The 26,363-nt window shown below is 63.9% G+C and carries 22 protein-coding genes; 7 read left to right on the top strand and 15 right to left on the bottom strand.

What is annotated here, in order from left to right:
- Positions 1-102: 102 nt before the first annotated feature.
- The 9 genes from OU682_RS05370 to OU682_RS05330 form a co-directional block, all read right to left on the bottom strand.
- Positions 103-1,116 carry an SIS domain-containing protein gene (locus tag OU682_RS05370; RefSeq protein WP_268941045.1) on the bottom strand — a complete coding sequence of 338 codons (1,014 nt, stop codon included), beginning with the start codon at positions 1,114-1,116 and terminating at the stop codon, positions 103-105.
- Between the two features lie 56 nt (positions 1,117-1,172).
- Complete coding sequence (locus OU682_RS05365; RefSeq protein WP_268941044.1) at positions 1,173-2,294, bottom strand: ABC transporter ATP-binding protein; 1,122 nt, start codon at positions 2,292-2,294, stop codon at positions 1,173-1,175.
- Positions 2,295-2,342: 48 nt separating this feature from the next.
- Positions 2,343-3,752, bottom strand: coding sequence for an NAD(P)/FAD-dependent oxidoreductase (locus tag OU682_RS05360; protein ID WP_268941043.1), 1,410 nt, complete (start codon positions 3,750-3,752; stop codon positions 2,343-2,345).
- Positions 3,752-4,603, bottom strand: a complete 852-nt coding sequence (locus OU682_RS05355; RefSeq protein ID WP_268941042.1) for a PfkB family carbohydrate kinase — start codon at positions 4,601-4,603, stop codon at positions 3,752-3,754. The genes OU682_RS05360 and OU682_RS05355 overlap by 1 nt, the downstream gene beginning before the upstream one ends.
- The gene (locus tag OU682_RS05350; protein WP_268941041.1) at positions 4,600-5,466 is read right to left on the bottom strand and encodes a sugar phosphate isomerase/epimerase family protein; all 867 of its coding nucleotides are present in this window, start codon (positions 5,464-5,466) and stop codon (positions 4,600-4,602) included. Before OU682_RS05350 ends, OU682_RS05355 begins: the two co-directional genes overlap by 4 nt.
- Complete coding sequence (locus OU682_RS05345; RefSeq protein ID WP_268941040.1) at positions 5,463-6,302, bottom strand: carbohydrate ABC transporter permease; 840 nt, start codon at positions 6,300-6,302, stop codon at positions 5,463-5,465. Before OU682_RS05345 ends, OU682_RS05350 begins: the two co-directional genes overlap by 4 nt.
- A complete protein-coding gene (locus tag OU682_RS05340) occupies positions 6,299-7,279 on the bottom strand; it encodes a carbohydrate ABC transporter permease (RefSeq protein WP_268941039.1) in 981 nt (326 codons plus the stop codon). The genes OU682_RS05345 and OU682_RS05340 overlap by 4 nt, the downstream gene beginning before the upstream one ends.
- Before the next feature lie 7 nt (positions 7,280-7,286).
- A complete protein-coding gene (locus OU682_RS05335; protein WP_268941038.1) occupies positions 7,287-8,597 on the bottom strand; it encodes an ABC transporter substrate-binding protein in 1,311 nt (436 codons plus the stop codon).
- Between the two features lie 206 nt (positions 8,598-8,803).
- On the bottom strand, positions 8,804-9,874 hold the full coding sequence (locus OU682_RS05330; protein ID WP_268941037.1) for a LacI family DNA-binding transcriptional regulator: 1,071 nt from the start codon (positions 9,872-9,874) through the stop codon (positions 8,804-8,806).
- 255 nt (positions 9,875-10,129) lie between these two features.
- Between OU682_RS05330 and gdhA the strand changes: the two genes are divergently transcribed.
- Positions 10,130-11,491, top strand: a complete 1,362-nt coding sequence (gene gdhA / locus OU682_RS05325) for an NADP-specific glutamate dehydrogenase (protein ID WP_268941036.1) — start codon at positions 10,130-10,132, stop codon at positions 11,489-11,491.
- 854 nt (positions 11,492-12,345) lie between these two features.
- Here the strand turns inward: gdhA and OU682_RS05320 are convergent.
- Complete coding sequence (locus OU682_RS05320; RefSeq protein WP_268941035.1) at positions 12,346-12,528, bottom strand: DUF3606 domain-containing protein; 183 nt, start codon at positions 12,526-12,528, stop codon at positions 12,346-12,348.
- Positions 12,529-12,798: 270 nt separating this feature from the next.
- Here OU682_RS05320 and OU682_RS05315 point away from each other — a divergent pair, with 270 nt between their 5' ends.
- A complete protein-coding gene (locus OU682_RS05315) occupies positions 12,799-14,760 on the top strand; it encodes a calcium-binding protein (protein ID WP_268941034.1) in 1,962 nt (653 codons plus the stop codon).
- 15 nt (positions 14,761-14,775) lie between these two features.
- On the opposite strand, the gene OU682_RS05310 is transcribed toward OU682_RS05315, so the two are convergent.
- Positions 14,776-17,304, bottom strand: coding sequence for a glycosyltransferase family 92 protein (locus OU682_RS05310; RefSeq protein ID WP_268941033.1), 2,529 nt, complete (start codon positions 17,302-17,304; stop codon positions 14,776-14,778).
- A 323-nt stretch (positions 17,305-17,627) separates the two neighbouring features.
- Between OU682_RS05310 and OU682_RS05305 the strand changes: the two genes are divergently transcribed.
- The 4 genes from OU682_RS05305 (at position 17,628) to OU682_RS05290 (ending at position 22,995) form a co-directional block, all read left to right on the top strand.
- Positions 17,628-20,603, top strand: coding sequence for a calcium-binding protein (locus tag OU682_RS05305; RefSeq protein ID WP_268941032.1), 2,976 nt, complete (start codon positions 17,628-17,630; stop codon positions 20,601-20,603).
- Positions 20,604-20,841: 238 nt separating this feature from the next.
- Entirely contained in the window at positions 20,842-21,606 is a 765-nt protein-coding gene (locus OU682_RS05300) for a chemotaxis protein CheB (protein ID WP_268941031.1), read from the top strand.
- Positions 21,566-21,760, top strand: a complete 195-nt coding sequence (locus OU682_RS05295) for a hypothetical protein (RefSeq protein WP_268941030.1) — start codon at positions 21,566-21,568, stop codon at positions 21,758-21,760. Before OU682_RS05300 ends, OU682_RS05295 begins: the two co-directional genes overlap by 41 nt.
- A 182-nt stretch (positions 21,761-21,942) precedes the next feature.
- Complete coding sequence (locus tag OU682_RS05290) at positions 21,943-22,995, top strand: tartrate dehydrogenase (RefSeq protein WP_268941029.1); 1,053 nt, start codon at positions 21,943-21,945, stop codon at positions 22,993-22,995.
- A gap of 155 nt (positions 22,996-23,150) precedes the next feature.
- Here the strand turns inward: OU682_RS05290 and OU682_RS05285 are convergent, their stop codons facing one another.
- From OU682_RS05285 to OU682_RS05275, 3 genes are read right to left on the bottom strand one after another with little or no spacing between them, the layout of a single operon-like run.
- Positions 23,151-24,074 (bottom strand): patatin-like phospholipase family protein, encoded by a 924-nt coding sequence (locus OU682_RS05285; protein ID WP_268941028.1) that lies wholly within the window; start codon positions 24,072-24,074, stop codon positions 23,151-23,153.
- Positions 24,075-24,077: 3 nt separating this feature from the next.
- Positions 24,078-24,560, bottom strand: a complete 483-nt coding sequence (locus tag OU682_RS05280; RefSeq protein WP_268941027.1) for a DUF4142 domain-containing protein — start codon at positions 24,558-24,560, stop codon at positions 24,078-24,080.
- Between the two features lie 46 nt (positions 24,561-24,606).
- Positions 24,607-24,756: a hypothetical protein gene (locus OU682_RS05275; RefSeq protein ID WP_268941026.1), complete on the bottom strand. Its 150-nt coding sequence runs from the start codon at positions 24,754-24,756 to the stop codon at positions 24,607-24,609.
- A gap of 32 nt (positions 24,757-24,788) precedes the next feature.
- On the opposite strand from OU682_RS05275, the gene OU682_RS05270 reads away from it, so the two are divergent.
- Positions 24,789-25,310 carry a PRC-barrel domain-containing protein gene (locus OU682_RS05270; RefSeq protein ID WP_268941025.1) on the top strand — a complete coding sequence of 174 codons (522 nt, stop codon included), beginning with the start codon at positions 24,789-24,791 and terminating at the stop codon, positions 25,308-25,310.
- Between the two features lie 65 nt (positions 25,311-25,375).
- Here OU682_RS05270 and OU682_RS05265 read toward each other — a convergent pair whose 3' ends face one another.
- Positions 25,376-26,236 (bottom strand): hypothetical protein, encoded by an 861-nt coding sequence (locus tag OU682_RS05265; protein WP_268941024.1) that lies wholly within the window; start codon positions 26,234-26,236, stop codon positions 25,376-25,378.
- Positions 26,237-26,363: the final 127 nt, after the last annotated feature.

Raw genomic sequence — 26,363 nt, 5'->3', positions numbered from 1 at the left:
CCCGACATCTCTGCCACGCCCGGCAAGGGGCAGCGCTCTGCTCGGCGACCCTGCGCCACCCAAGGGCGGCGCAGGGTCTGCCTCATCCAGGATTGCCGCGGATCAATAGGCGACGCGCTTGTAGTACCTGCGCGTCACGAGCGGGTGGTCGCGCATCACTTCAAGGTGGGCGCTCAGCCGCTCCATCAAGGTTGCCATGAACGCCGGGGAAAGAAGCGCGCGCAGTTCGGGCGACAGGTCGCGCGGGCAGTAATCGGCGGTGTTGATGACCGTCAGCTTGTTGGTATAGCGCCTGGCGAAGTCCTCGACCCGGACGGCCAGCGGATCATAGGCGTCCTCGCCCCGGAACAGGATCAGGCTGACGCCCGTGTCGATCAGTTCCAGCGGGCCGTGGAAGAAGTCGGAGGCGTGGACGGGCCGCGTGCGGATCCACTGCATCTCCTCGAGGATGCAGGTCGCGTAATACAGCGCCTCGGGCCACATGTTCCCGGCGCCGGTGAACATGTGATAGTCCGAGCCGGCGATGATACGCGCGAATTCCTCGGCGCGCGGCTCGAAGGCCGCCTTTGCCTTGACAAGCGCGGCGGGAACGGTCGCCAGTTCGGCGACCAGGGCGTCATAGTTCGGCAGCTCGCCCCGGGCCTTCATCACGGAAAGGGCCACCAGAAGCGACTGGATGTAGAAGGACTCGGACGAGGTGTCGTCCTCGGCGAAATTGACCAGCGCCGGGTTGCCCCCCAGCCCGAGCGGCGTATCGGCATGACCGATCAGCGTGATGATCTTGGCGCCGATCTCCTTGACCTTGTTCAGCATCGCGACGCTTTCGCGGGTCGTTCCCGACAACGACGGCATGACCACGATGGACTTGTCCGTCAGGTTGGCTGAACCGGTCACGACCAGTTCGGCGGGATAGTCCTTGAACACCGGGAAGCTGCTCTGGCGTTGCAGCAACTGGACCGCCGGCTCCATCAGGTAGGCGACGCCGCCCGTTCCCAGGAAGTAGAGATTGCGGGCGCCGTCCGCGATGGCGCCGCCGATCTCCTGGTCGATGCGGGCGGCCAGACCGACCGCGCCCTGCTGGATGCGAAGAAAGCGGGCTTCGTCAAAGTTGAACATGTTGGTTCCTTCAGTTCACATGGAGAAAGGTGGAAAAGGGAAGGGCGATGGCCCGGTTATTCGGCCGGCACGGCGATCTTGTGCCCGGCCTCGTGCGGGCGGATCGCGTTTCCGTGCTGGTCGAAAAGGTGGAAGTTCGCGGCGTCGGCGGTCAGGGCGATCTCGGTCCCCTGGTGCAGGTCCAGGTGGCCGGGCAGCTTCGCGATCAAGGGCGCGGCAAGGCCGGGCCGTTCCAGATAGGTCAGCTGGACCTCGCCCAGTTGCTCGACAAGCGAGATGGTGGCGCGGAAAAGCGGTGCCGTCTCGCTCAGGCGCAGGTCCTCGGGGCGGACACCGAAATGCACGCGCTGTCCCTGCATGGCAGCGTCCGTGGCAATCGGGACCATCACCTCGAAACCCGCGTCCAGGTCGATGCGCGAGCTTTGGCCCGTCCGGGCCAAGGTGCCCGCAAGCACGTTCATCGAGGGTGAGCCGATGAACTGCCCGACGAACAGATTGGCCGGTCGCCGATACAGTTCCACCGGGGATCCGATCTGTTCGATCCGACCGTCGCGCAGCACCACGATCCGGTCGGCCAGCGTCATCGCCTCGACCTGATCGTGGGTGACATAGATCATCGTCGCCTCGGGCATGGCCTGCTTCAGCTTCGCGATCTCGATCCGGGTCGCCACGCGCAACGCGGCGTCCAGGTTGGACAGCGGCTCGTCGAACAGGAACACCTTGGGGTCGCGCACGATGGCCCGCCCGATCGCCACGCGCTGGCGCTGCCCGCCCGACAAGGCCCGGGGGTAACGGTCCAGATAAGGGGTCAGCTGCAGGATGTCGGCCGCCTGGCGGATCCGGGCGGCAATCCGGTCCTTCCTGAGGCCCGCGATCTTCAGGCCGAAGGCCATGTTGTCGAACACGGTCATGTGGGGATAAAGCGCATAGGACTGGAACACCATCGCGATCCCCCGCTGCGATGGGGCGATGTCGTTCATCAGCACGCCATCCAGGTGGAACTCGCCAAAGCTTATGTCCTCGAGCCCGGCGATGGCGCGCAGCAAGGTCGACTTGCCGCAGCCCGAGGGGCCGACAAACACCACGAATTCGCCCGAGCGAATATCGAGATCTATCCCGTGCAACACCTCCATCGCGCCGTAGTTCTTGCGAATGTTTCGCAGCTTCAGTTCGGCCATGCCATCATCCTTCCTTTAGTGCCGGTGGCGCTTGCTGCCCGCATCGGGTCAGCGGCCCGGCGTCATTTCCGACAGCCAGCGGACCAGCGGCCCCGCCCTGCGGTTCTGGATTTCAAGGTCGTTGCGGATGCGGATCGCGTGGCGCACCGTGCGCCCGCCCAGGTAACGGATCGGTTCGGGCGGCAGGGCGGTGCGACGCTTCAGCCCGACAAGGCCGCTGCGGCTCCAGCGGTCGTCCCTGCCAAGGACAAGGCTGGCCAGGATGCGCCCGCCCACCGGAGTCTGGGCGATCCCGGTTCCGTTGTAGCCCACGCCGAAGAAGATGTTCGGGCAGCCGCTCAGGGTTCCGAACACAGGCAGATGCTCGGCCATGCAGTCGATCGGTCCGGTCCAGTCGTATTCGATGCGGGCGCCGGCCAGTTCCGGATAGACGCGGCGCAGTTCCCGGACATTGTCGGCCGCGCCACCGGGGCGGCGGTTGAACGTGGCCCCGAAACGGCCGCCATAGGCGATCAGCCCGCTGCCCCTGCCGAAGATGACGCGCCCGCCGGGCGTGCGCTGGTAGTAAAGGACATTGGATTGCGCGTCGCAGATCGCCTCGCCACCCGTCCAGCCGATCCGGTCCAGCGTGGCTCCGACCGGTTCGGTCGCGATGATCTGGCTTTCCACGACATACATGTAGCGCCGGAGTTCGGGGATCGCCGACGCCCACGCATTCGTGGCCAGCACCACCTTGCCGGCCCGCAGCACGCCCGTTGCGCAATGCAGCTTGCAGGGCTGGCCCGACTCGATCCTGAGGACGGGCGATCCTTCGTGGATGACCACCCCGCGCGCCAGCGCCAGGGTGCGCAGGCCGGTCGCCAGCTTGGCCGGATGCACGGTGCCGGCACGCGGTTCGACGACGCCCGTGTAAGAGGCCTTCGACCCGGTCCGCTTGCGGATCTCGTCGGCGGTCAGGGGCAGGAAGCTGTCTTCACCCGCCTTCCCGCACAGCGCCAGTGCGCCGTTCCACGCGCCTTCCTGCGCCGTCGAACTGGCGGTCCACATCCAGCCGTCCAGCCGCAGGTCCATGTCGATGGCGCCCGACGCCTGCAGACCGGCAAGCTCCTCGACCGCATCGGCGGTCGCGCGGCACAACTCCATGGCTTCGCTTTCGCCGACCAGATGCGTCAGCAGGTCCATCTCGGCGAACCAGGTATGGACCTGCCCGCCATTGCGCCCTGATGCGCCCGCGCCGCATTGATCGGCTTCAAGGATCGTGACCTTCAGGTCGGGGTTCTGCTCTTTCAGGCGCAGCGCGGTCCACAGGCCGGTAAAGCCCCCGCCGACAATGGCGACGTCGCAGCCGTGATCGCCCGAGAACGGCGGCGTTGCCGGTCTGGCCCTGATGTCCTGAAGCCAGAAGGAGCGGTCGGTATCGGGGGCAGCGGTCGGCTGCCAAAGGCTGAAGACAGTCATTACTGGACCTCCGCCGACGCGATGACGTCGGCATATTCGTGAAGAAGCCACTGGGGAATGCGGCTCAGCGGTTGGGGAAAGCCTGCTTCGTGCAGGCAGGTCGCGGCGGCGGCGGCGGTGGCAGCCACAAGCGCCTCCTCGTCGGACCGGCCTGCCAGCCAGGCCGCCAGGAACGAGGCGATGAAGCTGTCGCCCGCGCCGCAGGTATCGACCGGTTCGACCGCGCGCGCAGCGACATGCCGCTGGGTCACCCCGTCATCCAGGTAGGCCCCCCGGCTGCCGCAGGTCATGATGGTGCGCTGCGCGCCACGTCCGCGAAAAGCCTGAAGCAGCGGCTCGACCGGCACGTCGGCCTGTTCGGGACCCGAGGCAAAGACCAGTGGAACCCCATCCAGCGGCAGCGCGTCATGGCGGGTAGAGACATCCACACTGAACGGTCGCCCGGAACGCGCCAGGTCCTCGACCAGCGCGACGGGCGTGTTGGTGCCCAGATGCACCCAGTCCGCCGCCAGCATCCGGGCCTTGCGCGACGGCTCGGGCAGGTAGCCCAGACCGACGCCCAGGTCCTCCAGCAGGAACCTGCGGTCGCCCCCTTGTTCCAGCAGCAATGTCACGGCGGTGCTGCCGTCGCGCCGTTCGACATCGGCGGGATCAAGTCCTGCCTGTGCAAGCGCGGCAAGGATGACCTCGCCTTCGGCATCCTTCCCGACGACGCCGAAATACCGCGCCGCCAGCCCCAGCCGGCGCCACTGGACCGCGACGTTGAGGGCGTTGCCGCCGACCGCCATGTGATCCTTTGACAGGTAGACGTCGAGGCAGTTGTCGCCGACGGCAATCAGTTCAAGCGTCATGCCAGCGCCTCCGCGGGTTCAAGAAGGGGCGCGATCGCCTGCATGTTCCTTGTCCAGGCGGCGACCGGGTCCAGCGCATAGCTGCCATCGCCGAACGGCTCGAAGGTCAGGGTGCCGCGATAGCCAGCCTGCGCCAGTTCAACCAGCCAGGACGCGACCGGCAGGTTGCCGTCACCCAGGACCAGGTGACCGGCCGGCGTGCCGTCCACCACATGCACATGCGCCAGCCTTTCGCCGAACAGCGAAACGTAATCGGCCACCGTATCGCCCGCACAGGCCATGGCGACGGTATCCAGCACCACGTCCATCCTGTCCGACCCGACCATGTCCAGAAGGCGGCGCAGATCGCGCGCAGTGTGGGCGATGTTGCTTTCGCGGCGCTGCAGCGGCTCCAGCAGGCATCGCAGGCCATGCCCTGAAGCATGATCCGCGATATGCCGCAGCGCCCCGGCCGAGCGTTCCCATGCCCGCTCCGCCGGCTCGTTCTCGAAGCCGCGGCCGGGGGTCAGGAACAGGTACTGCCCGCCGAGCCGCGCGCAGATGTCGGCCGCCCGGCAAAAACGGTCGATGCTGGCCTGCCGATAGGCATCGTCGCCCGAAGCGATGTTGATGGGATAAACCACCTGTTCCGGCGTCAGGCAGTGCAGGCGCAAGCCGTTGTCGTCCAGGATGCGCGCGACCTCGTCGATGCGGGCATCGTCGGCATGGAACAGGTCCAGGTGCGGGGCGATGCCCCAAAGCTCGATCCGGGTTATCCCGAAGCCGCGCATGGCCCTGGCTGCCTCGGACAGCGGATAGTGCTGGAAGCTGAAGTTGGCGCCGATCAGCTGACTGGCCGACAAGCGACGAGAAGGCGCGTTCATTTGCCGATCCCCTCGGTCAGGCCGCGGATGAAATACCGCTGTGTCAGGAAGAAGATGATGACGATGGGCAGCGCCGAGATCGTCATGGCCGCGAAGACCTGCGCAAAGTCGGTTCCTTGCTTCGACATCATCGAAGTGAGGCCTACAGGCAGGGTCTGCACCGACGGATTGTTGGTGAAGATCATCGCGAAGAGGTATTCGTTCCACGCGAACAGGATGTGCAGGACGATGCAGGACATGATGATCGGCCGGCAAAGCGGCAGGATGATCCGGCGGAAGATCTGTCCCGGACTTGCGCCGTCCATCATGGCCGCCTCGTCCAGGTCGCGCGGCAGATCCAGCATGTAGGCGCGGATCAGGAAGGTGGTGAAGGGCACGCGGAAGGCCGTGTAGAGGATGATCAGCGCCCAGTGCGTGTCGTAGAGGCCAAGCGACTGAAGCATCCGAACCAGCGGCACCAGGGCGACGGTCGGGCTCAGCATCATGCCGCCAAGGACAATGGCTGTCACCAGCGGCTTGGCAGGCATGGGCGTGCGTGTCAGTCCGAAGGCGGCCCAAGCGCTGATGAACACGGTCGTCACCGTCGAGACGGCGGTGATCAGCAGGCTTGAGACCATGTAGCCCTGAACCCCCCGCCAGGCGGAAAGATAGTTCGCAAAAGACCATTGCAGCGGCAGAGCGAAGGGCTGTTCGAAGATCTGGCTGTTCGACTTGAACCCGCCAAGGGCCATCCACAACAGCGGGTAGACGACGATGACCCCGACCGACAGCAAGAGCGCCCACAGGAAGGCCTGGCTCATGCCGCCCCAGAAACTGCGCGACGAAACGGTCATCATGCCTGCACCCTCCGGCGGCGGGTGAACCAGAGCTGCGCCGATGCGGCCAGCATTGTCACCGCGAACACCACCGAGGCGATCGCCGCCGCATAGCCCATGTCGTTCTGGATGAAGCCTTGCTGATAAAGCCATGTTCCCAGCACCTGGCTTGAGTTGTTCGGGCCGCCGCCGGTCATCACCATCACCTCGTTGAAGACCTGGAAGGCCCCGGTGATGGTCACGATGATCATCATCCCGGTCATCTCGCGCGTGAGGGGAAAGGTGATGTTCCACAGCTGGCGCAGCGGACCCGCGCCGTCCATGCGCGCGGCGTCGTAGAGTTCGCGCGGGATCTTCTGGATCGCGATGGTGAACAGCAGCGTCGAATAGCCGAAGCCCTGCCATTGGCTCATCGCGATGATGGCATAGATCGCGGTGCTTTCGTCACCCAGCCAGATCCGCGACCATTGCTCGAGCCCGAGGCCTGTCAGGAGGCCGTCCAGGATGCCGATGTTCGGCTGGTATATGAAGTAGAACAGCAGCCCCGTGACGGTGGTCGAGATGGCGGAGGGCACGAAGTAGACCGCGCGCCAGAAATTGCGCCAGCGGCTCGAGCGCAGCCCCTCGACGATCGAGGCTAGGCAGAATGCCCCGAAGACCTGGAACAGGATCGACAGCAAGGCATAGGCCGTGTTGTTCCAGAGCGCCGTCAGCACGACGGGATCGTCGGCCAGCCTGCGATAGTTCTCCAGCCCGACATGCATCACCTCGCCGGTGAAGATGTCCTGGTTGGTGGTGCTGACAAGGAAGTTGTCGATGATCGGGTAGTAAACGAACCAGCCGACAATGATCAGCGCCAATGCGATCCAGCGAAGGGCAAGGATCCTGCTTGCCAGCCGGCCCGGCTCTGGCCACCTCCGCCTGCGCGGCGCGGCGCGGCGGGGGGCGGCAGCGCCCGCAACGCTGCCGTTCTGGATGATCTGAGAGATGGCGGCCATGGTCCTGTCAGCTCGCTGCGGCCGCGGCGTCCCGCACTTGGCTGACGACCTCCTCGGCCGACAGGTTGCCGCCGATGAACGCCTGCAGCCCCGACAGCCAGGCCGATGCGACCCGCGGATGGTTCACCGTGTCCAGCCACTGCATGAGGTAGGAGGCCTCGGCGATGCTTTGCAGCCCTTCCACCACGGCCGGGCTCATTTGCGCGGGATCACTGCCGCCGACGACTGCGCTCGGCTGGCCATAGGGCGGCGCCGACAGCACCTTGGCATTTTCCTGCGAGGTGACGAACTTCATGAAGTCCAGCGCCAGCGGAACATTGGGTGACGCCGTGCTGATCATGTAGCCCTCGGGTGCGCCTTCCAGCGCCTTGGGATCGCCCGCGGCATTCTTCGGGGCCGGCAGGGGAAAGAAGCCGAACTCCTGTGGTTGCAGCTTCGTCTTGGCCGAGGCCGCGTTGTCGAACTCGATGATCTCCTGATAATACATGGCCGAGCGACCATCACTGAGATCCTGGATGGCGTTCTGGTATGAGACGCCGTTGACACCGGCCCCGATGGTGCACCGGTTCAGGATCTGGGCGAACTGCTCCAGCGCCGCGACATAGCCGGGATGGCTGTATTCGGCCGTCGCGGGGTCGAAGTCCCTTTCAAGCACCTCGCGCGGGACGTTGTAAGCCAGAAGCTGCCCCAGGTAGTGGATGCCCGGCCAGGCCTCCTTGTTGCCGAACGAGATGGGGGTGATGCCCGCCTGCTTGATGGTGTCGCAGGCGGCCAGCATCGCATCCAGATCCTGGGGTTCCGAGATGCCGAGATCGGCGAAGATGGTCTTGTTGTAGCCCATGAACTTGGCGTCGAGATAAAGCGGAATGCCGTAGTTCTTGCCACCATAGACGAAGGCATCGACAGCGGCGGGGGCAAAGGTCTTGCCCCACTCGCTGTCGGGGCCGACCACCGGCGTCAGATCGACCGCGCGCTTCCCACGAACGAAGTTTCCACCCCAGGTGCCGGTCCAGGAAAAATAGACGTCGGGGATCGAGTTCGAGGCCACCAGCGTCTTCGTCTTGCCCTTGACGCTATCGTCATCCTCCTGGATCAGATCGATCGTGACGCCGGGATGCATCTCTTGATATTGCTGGGCCAGCGTCTGGAAATAGGGTGCAAGGCGCTGCATCCCGAACTTTGTCATGATGACGAGTTGTCCCTTGTGCTCCACCGGCGCTGAGGGATCGGCAATTTCCGTCTGAGCGGCTGCCATCCCCAAACCCATGGCCGAGGCTGCAGCAATGATTGCCGTCATGGACCGAAATGACCGTTTCATCCTACTTCTCCACTGTTGAACTGTTTTCCCGGTTTTCCCGGTGTTTGGGGCGGCGTCAGCCGTTCGGGGCGGGTGCCCGGGACTTCCCGGGGCTTGAGTAACCAGCATTCTGATACCGATCTCACAACAAGCTACCAAGTTGGTAGGAGATCGATCTCACACCAATACTCCATGCTTCGCTCAATCTGGCAAGAAAAAATTTTAGGCTATGGCAGGAAAATGCGCGACACCGATCCGCGACTGATCAGTCGGGTCGGAAATCGCACATGCCGAGGTGGCTCGGACAGGCCACGGATGCGATCCAGCAGCATCCTGACTGCCAAAGGCCCGATCTTGCCGACGGGCTGTGCGATAACCGTGATTTGCGGGTCGGTGAATGTGGCCAGGTCGAAGTCGTCAAAGCCGATCAACGAGACATCGCGTGGTACGGCAAGCCCCATGGATCGCAGTGCCAGCAGGGCGCCAGTGGTCATCACGCTGTCGACCGTGAACACCGCGGTCGGACGCTCGGGCTGGCTGAACAACCGGATGGTTGCGTCGATCGCGTGCTGGACAGTCGAGCTGGATACCGCGATCAGACGCTGATCGACGGGCAGTCCGTTTGCCTGGAGTGCATTGATATAGCCGGCCAGTCGGTCGCGGGCCGTCACGATCCGCGTATCGTCCTGGATCAGGGCAATACGGCGATGACCATGTGCAATCAGATGCTCGACTGCCTCGCGAGCACCGCCCTCGTTGTCGACTGCGACGCTGTCGCAGGGCAGGTCCTCCAGAACACGGTCGATCAGCACGATGGGTGTGCCCTCGCGCACCAGGCGCGCCAGATGCTGATTGTCCTTGCCGGAAGCGGGCGCAACGATCATTCCGCGCACATTCAGGGCGCGGAGATTGTCCAGAAGCGCGCGCTCCTGTTCAAGATCCTCCTCGCTACTGGCAATCAGCAAGCTGTGCTGGCTCCCTCGTGCGGCGACATCAATGTCATGCGCCACCTTGGCGAAGAACGGGTTCTGAATATCCCCCGGCACGAAGCCGATGATGGGCAAGTCCCCTTGGCGCAGCGCCTGCGCCACCCGATTGCCCCGGTAACCAAGCCGGGCCGCGGCCTCTAGCACGCGCTCGGCAGCGGCGCTGCCGACATATCCATACCCGTTCAAGGCACGAGCCGCCGTGGCGCGAGAAACGTTCGCGGCGGCGGCAACATCCTTGACCGTAGTCGACTTTTTTCGAGCCAAGAGTGCCTCTTCGGGTTTTCGACAGCTGCGCGGCAGCCCTGCCATTGCGAGTATCAGACGGCACCAAGATGTTTCAAGCGCGCCTGTTCCTGGCCAGCACCATGCCTGTGGGCCAGTCGATCACGGGGCACGGCGGAAATTGCTGCTTCGGCACGTGGCGTTCTGGAATGACTTGGAGGCTGCATAGCCAACTCTTTATGGCAGCATGACCAACGCTCATCTGCCCATCATTTGAGCATCAGCCCTTGAGGTGCCCGCTCGACAGGCTATGACTGCCCAAAACAGAAGCGGAGAACAGCAATGGGACAGATCGACGACAAGCTTGAGGGCATTTTCAGCGAAGTGATCCGGCGCAACGCCGGCGAGGCCGAGTTTCATCAGGCTGTCCGAGAGGTGCTGGAAAGCCTGGGCCGGGTGGTCGCCAAGCATCCCGAATACCTCGACAAGGCGCTGATCGAGCGGATCTGCGAACCCGAACGCCAGATCATCTTTCGCGTGCCGTGGACGGATGACAGCAATCAGGTCAGGATCAATCGTGGCTTCCGCGTCCAGTTCAATTCGGCCATGGGTCCCTACAAGGGCGGCTTGCGTTTCCATCCTTCGGTGAATGTCGGGATCATCAAATTCCTGGGGTTCGAGCAGACCTTCAAGAACGCCCTGACCGGACTGCCCATCGGCGGCGGCAAGGGCGGGTCGGACTTTGATCCGAAAGGCCGTTCGGACGCCGAAGTCATGCGCTTCTGCCAAAGCTTCATCACCGAACTGTATCGGCACCTGGGTGAATATACCGACGTTCCCGCCGGGGACATCGGCGTGGGCGCGCGCGAGATCGGTTACATGTTCGGGCAATACAAGCGCCTGACGAACCGCTACGAGGCCGGCGTCCTGACTGGCAAGGGCCTGTTCTATGGCGGCTCTCTGGCCCGCAAGGAAGCCACCGGCTATGGCAACACCTATTTCACCCGTGCCATGCTGCAGACCGGCGGCGAGGATTTCGACGGCAAGACGGTGGTCGTGTCGGGTTCGGGCAATGTCGCGATCTATACCATCGAGAAGGTCCAGTCCTATGGCGGCAAGGTCGTCGCCTGCTCCGACAGCAGCGGCTATGTCGTGGATGAAAATGGCCTGGACCTGAACCTGATCAAGGAGATCAAGGAAGTCCGGCGGGGCCGCATTTCGGAATACCTGCGCCTGAAGGGCGACAGCAGCGGCGTCTATTTCGTCAAGGCGGGCGACGGCTCGATCTGGGACGTGCCGTGCCAGGTGGCTTTGCCCTCGGCCACGCAGAATGAACTGACCGGCAAGGATGCCAGGCGGCTTATCGAAAATGGCGTGATCGCCGTGGGCGAGGGCGCGAACATGCCCTGCACCCCCGAAGCGATCCGGTCCTTCCAGCAGGCCGGCATCAGGTTCGCCCCCGGCAAGGCCGCCAATGCCGGCGGCGTCGCGACCTCGGCGCTCGAAATGCAGCAGAACGCTTCGCGCGATCGCTGGAGCTTTGAAAAGACCGAAAGCCGGCTGGCGGAAATCATGCGCGATATCCACGACAGCTGCTTCGAGACGGCCGAGGAATACGGCGTTCCGGGCGATTACGTGACGGGCGCCAACATCGCAGGCTTCATCCGTGTTGCCGAACCGATGCTGGCCTTTGGCGTCATCTGAGAGGAACTTCCAGGCAAGAAACGACAGGGCGGCCGAAATGGCCGCTCTTTCACAAGCGGAGGACACCCGTGGACCGCCGATGCCTGCGTCCGCGTGTCTGCCATACAGGGCAGGCGACCGCTATTCAATGCATCGCCCCTCAGATCCATGCAGCCCGCAGAACCGAGGATCGGCAAGCGCTCCCTCAAAAAGCAATGCAACGCAACGTCATGCACGACCCTCGGGCTGAACTTTTATAGCGTTCCTGCATTTAGCCCGCAAATTCATAGGATTTTTCCAGCCATTTGCGTTACTATACTTATTGGAGCCGAGATGTCTTCTTGTCAGCCTTGCATGGACCAGCCTGTTCCTGCACATCGCGCCGCTGAAGTGGAGGCGCGCATTTCTCCCTCGCAGTCGTGTCTGACGTCCAACGAGTGGGACATGGTTCTTGAGGCCTTGCGTGCCTATCACCACAACACCGCCTATCGTGATCTTTACGAGAAAGTCACTGCCCATCGGCGGATCGCGAAGAAATCTTAACTTGGCGCGGGTTATCGTTCCTTGACCTCGGCTTGCCACGCCAACTTGAAGCCAAGCGTCGCGTTTTACGGATGAGGTATAGCGTGCGGGTGCGCCGATAGGCTACCGCTCGGCCGATCTGGCCTCCGCGAATGCGCATGCTCGGCAGAACAGTAGGGTAAAGGAAGAAGCCCGGCCCACAAGCCGGCGCGCGCAGATAGTCAGCCAGGCCGCGTTGCCGGATCGGGGCCTTGCCCATGCCGTCGGCATCGTTGGCGATGCGAAACCCGCGGTCTGTCTCACGTCAGGAAGCAGGCCGAAGCCTGCGCGGCTCAGCATGGCCCGCGATTTCCTCAATCCTCGGCCAGCTTGCGCTCGACCTTCTTGCGGCTGTTGCCCTCGGACTTGACGGCCTCGCGCACCTCGTCCCTGGACACATCCATCTTCTTGGCCTCGTAACGGACTTCATGATCCTGTCGGCCAGCGACCAACCGTCGATCCTGGGCGCGGCCGCGGCTTGTCTGTTCCTTGGTCATCGTTGCCTCCACAGCTTTGAAGGGTCAACGCGAAGTGCACAGCCTTGTTTCCAACCGTCCAGCGGATCAAGCGCGACGGCGCAGGGCGACCAGATAGACGAGCATGCGCCAAGGACGGCATCAGCCCCGGATCGCACGGCCCGGCGCCCGGCAGGGGCTTGTCAACAAGCCGCAAGGCCCGGGTCGGCAAGGCTTGTATGTCCTCGCCCCAAATTCCAGACTTGACGTGCCACACTGCCGGCCTTCTTGCGGCCAAGCCAAGGGGAACACATGGACTGCACCGATCTTTCCTTCGACTCGGCAATGGCGGACTGGCATGCGGTCTCATTCGCGACCCGATATGTCAGCGTTCTCGCGGATCCGGGCAGCGTCAAGGACTTGAACGGGGATCCGCTTGGCGCTGCCCTTCGAGGCTATGTGGTTCAGAAACTGCCCGGAAAACTTCCGCGGGAGGACAGGAAGTCACTGTCCGCCAGTGATCACGACAACCTGTCGGTGCTGACCGATCCTGTGACCGGCCAACCCGCGCGTGACCCCGAGGGGCGTCTGCTGGTCATGGAAACGCCCGACAAGGCCGCCCCGACCGAAGGCGTGCAGCGCATGGTGGGATGGCGATCGGGGACAGGGATCACCATCGCATACGGAGGAACGGCAGACGACATCCTGGATGCCCTGTCAGGCGCCTTTCCCGAGGTGAATGTCCTGCGGCTGGATTTCAACGCGGCCACGGCGGCGTCCCATCTGGCCGGGCCGTGGGCGGACTTTGCCCGCAACGCTGCCACGCGGGGATACCGGCTGATCATCCAGAACTCCGACGGAGAGTTGGCCGGCGGCTTCCTGGCGGACCCATCCGGCGGTGACATCCTGCCTGCCGACAGGCTTGGCCCCGAGGACGCGCTGAGCCATGCGGACGGCATGTGGAAGATCAACGGGGTGCAGAGGGACTGGCGCGACATGCTGGCCTGGTTCCAGCGCCCGGAAAACGCCTCCATCCTTGCGGCGGTGGCGGGTTGGGAACTGATCAACGAGCCCATGGCCTATGGAAAGGGCGCAAAGGCGGGGCGGCTTTACAGTCGCCACATGGCCGATCTGATCGCCTCGCTGGACTGGATGGACAAGAGGATCCTGGTGAGCGGATTGGGAGCCTCTGCCCAGTTCGCGGATCTGGATCATGACCTGATACGCAAGGCCGCCGGTGATGCGCTTGTCTGGTCGGTGCACATGTATCCTGCATGGGTTGCGCCACCCCATCCGGATTCCCGCCATAAGGCCTTTGGCAGGCAGATTTGCGCCCGGATCGGCAGCTTGCGCCAACCCGGCGATGACATCCTGATCACGGAAACCCAGCTTTATACCGAGGCAGGCTCCCTTTGGCCGGATCTTGCAAGCAAGCGAGCGGCGACAAGCTTCAACATGGCCAGAAGCCTGCCCTGGCTGAGCCAGCAGGGCATCGGCTGGACCTGGTGGCCGCCGACCTCGCGCGGCAGCGATCTGCTGCAATGGCAGGGTCGCCGCAAAGGTTACCGTGTGGAACTTGAATCCGCCGCCTTTTCGCATCTTGCCTGGACCTATGGGCGCCACTCCGCATCCCCGCCGGAAGGAGAGGCCTGGGGCTCCTCGGGCGACGATGCGCTTGTCGTGTCGCCTTCCGGGGGAAAACAGGATGACCGCATCACGAATGCGGTTGCCAATCCCCATGGGCTGGTCTTCGGCCTTGAAGGACGCGACCAGATCGGGGGGCATGACAGGGTCGACATGCTGTATGGTGGCGCGGATCCGGATACGCTTTCCGGCCATGATGGCGATGACTGGCTGTTCGGCGGCCAGGACGCAGACTACCTGGACGGCGGAGAGGGAAACGACGTTCTCGTTGACTGGGACGGCGAGAACGTGATGTCGGGTGGTCCCAGAGATGATCATCTGGAAGGCAGCGGCACCCTGGATGGAGGCAGGGGCGATGACCGCCTGATTGCCGCGCCGGACAGCACCACGACCCTGACAGGAGGGCCCGGTTCCGATCGCTTTCTTCCCGATGCCGGAAGTCGTGTGACAATCACGGATTTCGTTCCGGGCGAGGACAGGCTGGATTGGACAATGCTGGGCCCGGACTTCCGCTGCGACCTGTCCGTGCAGGTCAAGGATGCCGCCACTCTTGTTCAATGGCAGGATCTTCAGGTGCGAATGGAAGGCATCGACCATGACCCCGGGGCCGATTGCAAAACCCCTCGTTGAGGCCGCCCAGGCCGATCACAAGGCATCCAGCAGGACTTTGGCCAAGCGTTCCTTGATCGCCGAGGATATGGCGAAGGCGTCCGGCTGCGCATCGCCCTGCAGCCGGGCAGGCGCATCCTCAAGGCAGACTTCATCGAAGGGCCAGCGCTCGACACCGCTGCAATAATCCGCAAACTTGAACTCGTGCGACTTGTGGCTGGCTATGTTCAGCCAGCAGCAAGGCAGGTTGTAGCTGTCCGCGACGATCAGCCCGTGCAGACTGGAAGACAGGATCGCCTCGCAGGCGGAAATGTCGCGCAACACCTTGGCCGGTTCGTCGGTCGGATCGATCAGGATGCAGCCACGTTCCTTGGCAAGAGCCCGGATTTCCCTGGAATTGCGATGCGAGTAATGCGGAACGATGCCCCAGCGATGGCTTCGCCTGCCCGCCGGCACGACATCGGCCGCGAATATGCCCGGATCGCCCAGCGGCAATTGCCCCAGTTGCAATGTGTCCCGCGTCAACTCGCCCCGGACGGCAAGGGTTACAAGGCTGGGATGGAGCGGGGCGGGATCGGTTTCCATCAGGCCGCTGCCCCAGACCAGAAGGTCCGACTGCCGCCCCGTGCGCGCCGCATCGCGCGACACCTGCGACAGGATGCTGCCGATCGTTGCCAGGTCGCAGTCTCCGGCGCGGGCCCATTCCACGTCGCGGCCGATCAGATGCCGCACGACAAGGGGGCCAAGATCGTCGCCAAAGTTGATCCCGGCGCCGGCGTTGCGGCGGAACCAGAAAAGCTTCAAGGCCTCTCGCGCAGCATGTGGCGCGGGTTGCCGCAGGGCCACGACAGCTTGTTGCTTGCTGTTGGCCTTTTCTTGCCCTGCCTCATCGGGCGACAGCGCTGCGCGCAACAGTCTTGCAGCAGCAGCCCCATGCGGCCCCTTGTCGGCCAGGTCCTGCAAGGCCGCGTCCACATCCTGGGGATGATCGAGGTTCAGGACAAGGGCGGCGGGCTCGGCAGCCTTGAAGCGGCGCAGGGTTTCGCGGGGATCCGCCACCTTTCCCTTTGCAATCAGCCTGTTGGTCTCGTCCGGCGTTTCCTTTCCGGTGAAAAGCGTCCTTGGAGCGGGATGCGACCTGTCCGGCCTGTCCAGATGCTTCGACCTGGAGGTGGCGACATATGCAGGGAAACCGGCGATCAGGTTGTCTGGATCACGTGTCAGGACGATCAGGATCTCGTGGTCCAGCGGCCAGGTTTCCGTTGGCTGGGCGCGGGCATAATTGTCGAACCACCTGCATGCCAGCTGAAGCTCGCGCCCTTGTTTCTGCGCCGGCTCCAGGCCCGCAACCAGGCTGCTGATGGGGCGCTTGGCAAAGTCCTTCTCTTTCCAGAACAGGGTGGCGCTGCGGCGACATGCCGCCGAAAGCCGCGCAGCGATGCCGCCTGCATCCGCCAGACCCGCGGTCGTGATGCTGAGCAACACCGATACCGGCCGATCTTCCTCCAGCAGCTTCGAAACAACCGGCGGGGGTGCCATCTGCATCACAAGGCGGCGGGATTCGGCCACGTCATTGGATGTAATCGTGCCACTGGTGCTGCGCAGGAGGATGGATTTCAGCAGTTGGACGTCCTGGTTCGCAAGGATTTTCTCAAGCTTCCGGTAGCGAAGATCAATGGCCCGGCAATGCAGTTCCGCCAGTTCCGGGTCGGCCTTCAGGCGCTCATATTCTTCCTGGAACCCGGCCACAGTGTCGGCCAGGATGAGATCCGAGGTCTCATCGTGATCCGCACCGCGCCAGTAATCGATGCCATGGCGATTTGAATTCATCAATCCATCGCCCCGAAAGATCTTCAGCAGATACTCGTCCAGGCTCTTGATCATGAAATGCGCGACCTCGGCCATGTCGCGATGGATCACGTTGCGCCCGCCATTCCAGGTCAGGCTGCTGGCATTCACCGTCCGGCCACCGGCATCGATCCAGCGAGCATCCTTGCCGGTTTTCAGGGCCTTGCCGCCCTTCATGATTGCCTTTGGAAAATGAATGGCAGCCCGGCTGATGTCGTCCCTTCGGAAGAAGGTCTTCACACCGACTTTCGGCAGGCTGGAAACATCCATCGATCGCGTGAAACGGGTGATCACGGGCTGATCGCAAAACTCTATGTTTTGTGACGATCCGAACAGGCGCCATGGAATGACCATCCTGTCGGCCTGCAATTCGTCCATCTTCCGGATCAGGTAATCGACCGTATGGGGCGCCGACTTGACGACCAGGAATTCGTCGGCGTCCAGCACCATGACGAAGTCGGAACTGCGCACCTCATCGCTGGCGTTCGCGATTTTCAAGGCCCGGGCATGAGGCTTCTCCCCAAGACCGACCTTGTTTTCGCAATAGGTGACGACACCCATGTCATGCAGCCGCTGCAGCATCTCATGGGTCCCGTCCGTGCTGTCATTCGCCAGGACCACGATCCGGTCAAATCCAATCGCCTTGTGATAGGCAACCCATTCAAGAATGTAGGGCGCCTCGTCCTTCATCGAGGTGACAACCGTGGCTATCGTCATGTCTTGCCGGGATCCGCTTTCGAAAGGACGGCTATGGACCAGTGGGTATCACGCCGGCACTTGATCTCAAGAGCCAACTTGGGCCCCCCCGTTCCCGGGACGAATGACTGGCGCAGATGCCACTCCCCTGTGCCCGAAACGGATCGCACCATCAAACAATAAAAGCAAACAAAGAGCAGATCCTGCACATTAGTTTTTACGAAAATGGATTTTTCCTGTATAGGCAACCAATACCCTTCAGGTTGTATATAAATTGATTCGCGCAATCCATAGTTTTATGAAGCCTCTGCCCCGTGGTGGAATGGCTTCCCAAGGAGCAAGCCGTGTCTGCTACGACTGAAATCCGCATGATCAACCTGCAGGTCATGGCCGAGGACGCCATCCAGGCCGACAAGGCCGCGGGGACGTATGCGTCCAATTTCGCCTCGGATGCGAAATACTATCTGTGGCAGTCAGGGTTTCAGACCATCCCGACAGGCATGGAAGGCCAGCCCGAGGCATACGCCCAGTTGCTGCGGTCCAGCCTGCCCGACATCAACACCATCCGTCTGGGCTTCAACAACTGGTCGTTCAACGAGGACGGCACGCTTGACCCGATGTTCGAGCGTTTCCTGACCGAGGCCACCCGGCAGGGCTTCGAGTTCGTTTTCGTTTACGCAGACGGCGAGGCGCAGCGGCTAGGTCAGGATGGCACCCTTGACCTTGCCGCGATGCGCGATGGCCTTACCGGATCGGTCCACGACCGGATGGTCTCAAGCTGGGACAAGATGCTCGACTGGCTGGATGCCCACCCCGAGGTAGCGGCCGCCGTCTACGCGCTGGAAGCCGTCAACGAGCCGGCCTCTTACAGCCGGGCCGAAACGCTGGGCGGGGGCACCGGCGAATTCGTGCGGCTCTACGGCGATCACATGGCTGAAATCGCCCACCTGATCGAAGCTCGCAGCGACGCCCGCATCATGGTCGGCGGGTGGGCCTATTCCTCGCTGTTCGACATCCTGGCCGAGACCGCCGCCAGCAGTGGCGAAGGCAGCGTCCTGGATCAGATCAGGACCGCGGCAGGCGCCGATCTGGTGTGGTCGGCGCATCTCTATCCGGACTGGGCAGCCGGAGCGGGACAGGATTTCCAGGGCATGGCCGAATTCGTCAGCCAGCGCTACGACGCCTTGGGAGATGACGACCTGATCATCACCGAGACGAACCTCGAGGGACATACCGCCGGCATGGCCTTCTGGATGGCGCGCGCCTACGAGGTCTTTTCCGAAGCCGGGATCGGGCTTGGCTGGTTCCCGGGGGCCGAGACCGGCGCTTCGTCCTTCGTCATGATCAACAATGGCAAGGTCGTCAACTTCCTGCACCCCGACATCTATGCCCAAGGCATGAATGCCTTCCTTCTTGGCGAGTCCGATCCCGACCATGCGTCCGCGGAAAACCTGGTCGCAAGGCTTCTGCGTGGCAACGTGCATGATGAAAGCGGTGCTCGCCTTGCCACGGTGGATGGCCTTGGCTACGCGGCCGGCCACGCAGGCAATGACATGCTTGTCGGTATCGAGCGGGCCATCAACATGCTTTATGGCGGAACGGGATACGACAGCCTGAGCGGCACCGGCGGCCGCGATCACCTGTTCGGGCAGGGTGACGGCGACACGCTGTTCGGCTTTGCCGGTGACGATATCCTCATGGGTGGTGACGGGGATGACCTCCTGAACGGAGGAGCCGGCAACGACATCCTGACGGGTGGACGCGGAGGCGACCGTTTCGTGCTTGATGATGGCGGCGAGGATGTCCTGACTGATTTCCGCGGGGACCTTGGGGACCAGATCGTCCTCGGTGGCCGGGTGTGGACCGAACCGGAACTTTCGGCCTCGGGAAGCCTGGTGGACCATGACGGAGACGGTATTGCCGACGATCTGGTCATGGCATGGGCGGGGGGAAAGGTCGTCCTTCTCAACCATCGCCGTCCTGATGGGATCGTGCAGGCCACCGAGGGAGACGACAACGTCGCCGTCGGCTATGTCGATGTCGAGGGCGACAAGTTCACCTGGGAAGGCGCAAAAATCCAAGGCCTTGGCGGCAACGATACCATCAATGGCAGCATGTTGGACGATACGCTCGAAGGCGGGAACGGGGACGATGTCCTGACAGGCCGCACCGGGAACGACCTCCTCTCCGGCGGAGAGGGCATGGACAATATCGTGGGGCATGACGGGGCGGACACGCTGGACGGCGGGTCGGGGAACGATCTTCTTTATGGGGAAAGCGGAAACGACCTGATCGGCGCCGGGATCGGCAATGATCGTGTCACGGGGGGTTCAGGCAGGGACACGCTGAACGGTCATGAGGGCGATGACACGATCGACGGCGGTGGCTACGACGATCTCGTGAATGGGGGCGCGGACAACGACAATCTTGCAGGGGCCGCCGGCAACGACACGATGAACGGCGATGCCGGGTCGGACGTGCTGTCGGGTGGCTATGGCCATGACCGGCTTGTCGGAGGCGATGGCAACGATTCCATCGATGGAAACGGCGATAACGACCTGATCGACGGCGGCATCGGCGACGACACGCTGGTCGGTTCATCCGGCAATGATACCCTCGTCGGCTCGACCGGAATCGACGTTCTCAGCGGCGGGAGCGGCAACGACACCTATGTCGTCGACAGCCTGGATGACCGCGCGAGCGAGTCGTGGGATGCCGGCCTGGACGAGGTGCAGTCGTGGGTTTCCTGGACGCTGGGCGCCAATTTCGAGAACCTCCTGCTGACCAGCGGCCATATCGATGGCACCGGGAACACGCTTGCAAACTTCATGCTTGGCAATGCCGGAAGAAACATGCTGGAGGGAGCGGCCGGCAATGACACGCTCGATGGTGCCTCTGGCAACGATATCGTTAGCGGCGGGGCGGGTAACGACGTCCTGATCGCCGGGGCGGGATCGGACCGTGTGATCGGCGGGCAGGGCACCGACCTGCTGACGGGATCGCAAGGGGCTGACCTTTTCGTGTTCCAGGCAGCAGCAGAATCGGCTCCGGGAGGCCGTGACACCATCACCGATTTCAGCGTCGCGGGCGGTGACCGCATCGATCTTTTGACCATCGACGCGCAAGTCGGCCGGGCAGGGGACCAAGCCTTCAGCTTCATCGGAGCCAAGGCTTTTACCGGCACGGCAGGAGAGCTTTCCGCATACGGCGCGGCAGGTCGCACGGTCATAGCAGCCGACATCAACGGCGACAGGGTGAGTGACTTCGAGATCCTGCTGGAGGGCTCCATAGCGCTGAGCGCCGACAGTTTTCTTCTGTGAGATCCCTTCGTTGTCTGCCGCTTCCGCCTGCGGCCAACGTACCGGGCAGGTGGTCGTTCAATTGCGACGGACCTGCCTTGGCGAACAGGCTGGCCTCAGCACCAGCTGCGGTCTTCCGCTGCCCGGCATGGGCACCGGCTGACCGGACCCGGAAAGGCCCCGGAAATTTCCGCCCCACGCTTTGCTGCCCTTGCTGGGCACGCGGAACGATATCGGACCCGAAGGGGCGAGGAATCGTGTGAACCAGCAGAAAAAGAACATTCTCGCCAACGGTGGCTCGATCGGCAGCGGAGAGGTGCTTCGGACCCTCCTGGGCGGCCTGGCGCCGGATCTGCCGGCGAGCATCTTTGTTACCACCCGCATCTCTGCCCATTCAGCAGGCATCCTGGCCGAGAACCTGAATTCGAAGAGTGCGCTGCCGGTCATCGGGGCCCTCGACGGCCAGCCCGTCGAAAGCGGCCATGTCTATGTCGCGCCACCCGACCGGCACCTTCTGGTGATCGGCGACACGATCCGGCTGGGCGACGGACCGCGCGAAAACATGGTCCGCCCCGCCATCGACCCGATGTTCAGGTCCGTGGCCCTGTCCTATGGTCCGAGGGCCGTGGGGCTGGTGCTGTCGGGAATGCTGGATGACGGCGCAGCGGGCCTGCATGCGATCAAGTCCTGCGGCGGCACGGCGGTCGTGCAGCATCCGCTTGCCGCCAAGGCAGACGAAATGCCGCTTGCCGCGCTGGAGGCGACCCAGGTGGATCATGTGGTCCACCGCGACGATCTTGCCCGCACCCTGACCGAGATCGCCGGCCGCGTCGCCACGGGCGATCACCACCCCTCGCACGGGTTGCGGCTGGAAGTCGAGATCGCGGCAGGCCGTCGTCTGGGCAGTTCCGAACTGTCGAAGATCTCCGGTCCCAGTCCGATTTCCTGCCCGCACTGCCAAGGCGTCCGACGAGGCGATCCGCATGGCCATGCGGGTGATGGAGGAACGCGTCACGCTGCTTGAACGAATGGCAGGGGATGCCCGCGACAGCGGCCGCACCGCCGTGGCCGAGCTTTACGAGGCACGGCTGGTGGACTACCGCCGTTATGCCGAAACGCTTCGCGCGGCGGCGATCACCTCGCTTCGCTGGTCGGGGCCGTCCCGGTCGGGGCCGTAAGGGCGGCAGCGTCTTCCCGCAGACCGAAATCCTGTCGCGGCGTCGCACCCTGGGCCGCGCGCTCATATCCTGCCGATTTGAAGCTGGAAGGCATCGGGGGTTGGCAAGGACCTGGGGCGCGAGGCATTTGCTGCGAACCGCCGCACGAAATCGGTGCTGATCGACATCTGAAGGAGAAGACCATGACCGCCCACAAGATCGCGCTGATCCCCGGCGACGGCATCGGCGTTGATGTGACCGATGCCACGATGCAGGTGCTGGAGTCCGCGGCCGCGCGCTTCGGCTTCACGCTGGAGCCGACCCGCTTCGACTGGTCCTGCGAGACATATCTGGCGACCGGCCGGATGATGCCCGAGGACGGGATCGAACAGCTGCGCCCCTTTGACGCGATCTATCTGGGCGCGGTCGGCTGGCCCGCCACGGTGCCGGATTCGGTGTCATTGCATGGCCTGCTGCTGCCGATCCGCAAGGCCTTCGACCAATACGCCAACATCCGCCCGCACCGGCTGCTGCCCGGCGTGGAAGGCCCGCTGAAGGCGCAGGGCTTCGACATCCTCTGCATCCGCGAGAACACCGAGGGCGAATATTCCGGCGCGGGCGGGCGGGTCCACCAGGGCAAGGATAACGAGGTTGCGACGGAAACCGCGATCTTCACCCGCAAGGGCGTGGAACGCATCATCCGCTTCGGCTTTGAACAGGCGCGGGCGCGCAGGAAGCACCTGACCTCGGTCACGAAGTCGAACGCGCAGAAATACTCGATGGTCTTCTGGGACGAGGTGACGCGGGAAATCGCCGCCGAATACCCGGACGTGACCGTCAGCCACATGCATATCGACGCGATGGCCGCCAGGATGGTGATGGCCCCGCAGGATCTCGACGTGGTCGTGGCGTCCAATCTGTTCGGCGACATCCTGACCGACCTGGGCGCGGCGATCCAGGGGGGCCTGGGCTTTGCGGCCTCGGCCAATATCTGCCCCGACCGCAGCGGCCCATCGATGTTCGAACCCGTCCACGGATCGGCCCCCGACATCGCGGGCAGGAACATCGCCAATCCGATCGCCGCGATCTGGTCGGGCGCGATGATGCTGGAGCATCTGGGCGAAAAGCCCGCCGCCGACGCGGTGCTGGCCGCTATCGAATCCGCGACCGCCAAAGGCATCGGCATCCGCCCCGGGTCGCACGGCACCGATGCCATCACGGCGGCTGTCCTGGCCGCCCTGGAGGAAAACGCATGAACCACATGATCGCACAGCCCGATATCTGCACCGTGCTGAATGGCGCCGATCTGCTCCGGCGCTGATCGACGGCCGGTGGATCGTCCGACCCGATACGGAGGTGACGAACCAGCCACCCTTTCGGGCTGGACCTTCCGGCCATCAGGACAACCGTCCTAGCGGTTGTCTTCCTGCTGGGGTATCGCGCGAGGTTCCAGGTTGCTGAGACTGGCGGCGGTCTGTTGCCGCCCCAAGCGCATGCGGTGTTCCAGCCTTTCGCGGCCATAGTTGAAGGCCTTGCCCGCGAAATCGTCCTCGGGATCGGTCAGGATGACGTGGCGAAAGCGGCGGTCGGTCAGGTCGCAGCTCTGGATGATCCGGGCGGACTGGCCGGCAAAGACCAGTTCCTGCGCGCGGCAGGCCACGCCGTCCATGGTGGGCGTCAAGGGTTTCTGCAGTTCATAGAGATCCAGCGCCAGGATCAGGGCGTCGCCCGGACGATCCAGCAGCGGGCGAAGCGGCAGGTTCTCGCAGGTGCCGGAATCCAGGAAATACCGCTCTCCGATCCGGACCGGACGAAACAGGACGGGCAGGGCGGTGCTGGCCAGCAGGTGATCGATGCCAAGCGGTCCTTCGGTATTGCGGAAGGCCACGACCTCGCCCGTCTCGGCGTCCAGCGCGGTGACGGTTACCTCGATGTCGCCGCTGTTCAGGCGGTCAAAGTCGATCAGTTCCTCGAAAAGGTGCTTCATGCGGTCGCGGCGGAACAGCGCGCGGTCGGCGGGCATGCCGGGCAGGATTTCCCAGATGCCGGGCCAGGAAGGCACGAACAGCGTCGGATGGCCCATCGCAAGCAGGCCGGCCACGGCCGCGCGACGCCCCGTCAGCGATCTTCTTTGGCCGACGTGCGACAGAAACTGGCGCAATGTGTTGTCGCGCCGGTCGGGCGGACTTCCCGCGATCAGGGCGGCGACGACGGCACCGATCGAGGCACCGGCGATGCGTGTGACCCGCATCCCCGACGCCTCGATCGCCTGCCAAGCCCCGACATGAAACGCGCCAAGCGCGTTCCCGCCGGCAAGGCAAAGCCAGGTCTCCAAGGATCAGCCCAATCTTTGCTGGATCGCCCGAAGCATCGACATGTGGGAATCGATCGCCGGCACCGCCACGATCGAGGCGCCCTTTGCCATGGGATCGCTGCCGTTTTCGGCATAGGCGGAATGAAGGGAGCGCAGCTGCTCGTGCCCGGTCATCTGGCCTTGCAGGTACATGCGGTCGAATTCCGCGCCCGACATGGCGGCCAGTTGTTCCATCATCGCGGCATGTTCCGTCGTCACCTGGTCAGAGGGGGCGGCCCCGAAGGCGCGGGCGACGGCTTCCTGCTCGGAGACCTCGAGACCGGCAAAGGCCTTGACGGCGGGGTCCGTCGCCTTGTCGACCGCCATGCGGCTGGTCAGCAGGGCGAAGTTTCCGCCCAGCAGGATGTTCTGCTTTTCCGCATCGGGTGCGGCCTGGGCATAGGCAAGGCGAGCGACGGGCATCACGGCGGCCAGCGCCCCCGCCGCAAAAAGCGTTCTACGTTCCATCCTTGATCTCCTGTTGTGCGATAGGAGGCAAACCGGCGAGCAAATGTTATGTTCCTGTGCTTGCTTTTTGATAGCCCGCATCCGGGCGGCAGATCAGGGGAAACCTGCGCGCAACGGGGGTCAGGTCACGAAATGGTTTGTCTTTTCCGGGACATTCGGCCGGAACTTCTTCTGATATGACAAGTTCTTCGGCCATGCCCCCTGTGGGTCTGCTGAAGGAGATATCCAATGACGAAGCTGCTGACATCGACCGCCATGATTGCCATGCTTGCTGGCCCGGTCCTGGCGCAAACAACGGCAGAGCCAGCACCCGCCACGACCGAGGCACCCGCCGCCGGTACCACCACGGCGGCCCCCGCCGCCACCGCAACGGCGCCTGCGTCCACCGAGGGCGGATTTGGCTATATGGCGGTCCCGACCGACATGTCGGCCGATGACTTCATCGAGAAGAACCTTTACGTGTCCGAAACCGATCCCGACACGTCCGCGACCTACAACGATGCCGACGAAGGCTGGGACAGCATCGGCGAGATCGACGATCTGGTGATCAGCGAAACCGGCGAGGTCAAGGCGGTGCTGGTCGATATCGGCGGCTTCCTGGGGCTGGGGGAAAAGACCGTTTCGGTCTCGATGGACCAGCTGCGCGTGATCCGCGACGGCGATTCCGAGGACGACTATTTCATCGTCTTCATGGCCGACCGTGCCGCGCTGGAAAGCGCGCCGGAATTCGACTGGCCCGAGCGCGACTGACGTCCAAGCTGCCGGCAAGGCGCCGGGCCCGGGGTGCGGCACGCCCCCGGGCCTTTCGCGTGCCCTCAGGCCTGCCGCCCGGGCCAGCCGCAGGGCCAGCGGCCGTGATGGGGATTGTCCCAGGCCGGCATGTCCAGCCACGGATACCAGCAGAGGCCCGCGACGGGCACGCCCGACCGGTCGATCTCGGCTTGGACATGGGCCAGCCAGTCCCAGCGGTCCCGGACACGGGGAAAGCGGCGATGTGCGGCGGGAAGGTCCTGGTGCCAGCCGGTTTCCGTTATCATCACCGGCAGGCGGTAGCGGTCGGCCACGGCGCGCAGGACGCGGTGCAGGGGCTCGATGGCGTGGTGGGGATAATAGTTGATGCCCACCATCTGGACATGGCCGCTGGCGACCAGCCGGTCCGTGGCCTTGAAGACGTTGGGATGCAGGTGGTGGAACGGATCGCAGGTGGCAAATCGCGGCCGCGTGGGCAGGCAGGCGGCGGTCGCCATCATCTTCAGCGCCATGTCCGTCGCCCGCTTGGGCGTCATGCCCGACACCCGCCGCCCGACCGAGGGCTCGTTCACGGCGATGGCCCAGGCATGCGGGGGCATGGCAAGGCAGCAGGCCACCGCGTGCTGGGCAGGGCGCGGCGGGGCGTCGAAATGGACAAGGTCCCAGATCACCGGAAAGCCTTCGGGGGCGGCCTTGACGCGCGCCACGATGTCGTGGCGCCAGGACAGGCCGTCCCGTGCCCCGGCGACGCCTTGGTCCCGCGCCACGGCATAGTGATGCACCATCGCCCCATGGGGCATATGGTTCGTGGAATGCAGCAGGTCGTGCCCGTTCCAATGCAGCCGGCCGCATTCGAAGCCAGCCAGGATCGGGGCAGGGCCATGGGTCGGGGAAAAGGCCTGTTCGGGAAAATCAGCGGCATTCATCGGGATTCGGAAGGCAGCCCTTGTTCGGGGCCGCCTGAACCACAGCCCTGCCGGGAATACAATGGCGGTGAACAAAGATTGAACGCAGTCCGCGCCGCCAACCCCCGTGCATTCCCGCGCGGGCTTC

Origin of the sequence: Paracoccus benzoatiresistens (assembly GCF_026913015.1) — a bacterium.
GTDB lineage: Bacteria > Pseudomonadota > Alphaproteobacteria > Rhodobacterales > Rhodobacteraceae > Paracoccus > Paracoccus benzoatiresistens.
This window is presented reverse-complemented; position numbering and strand designations above follow the sequence as displayed.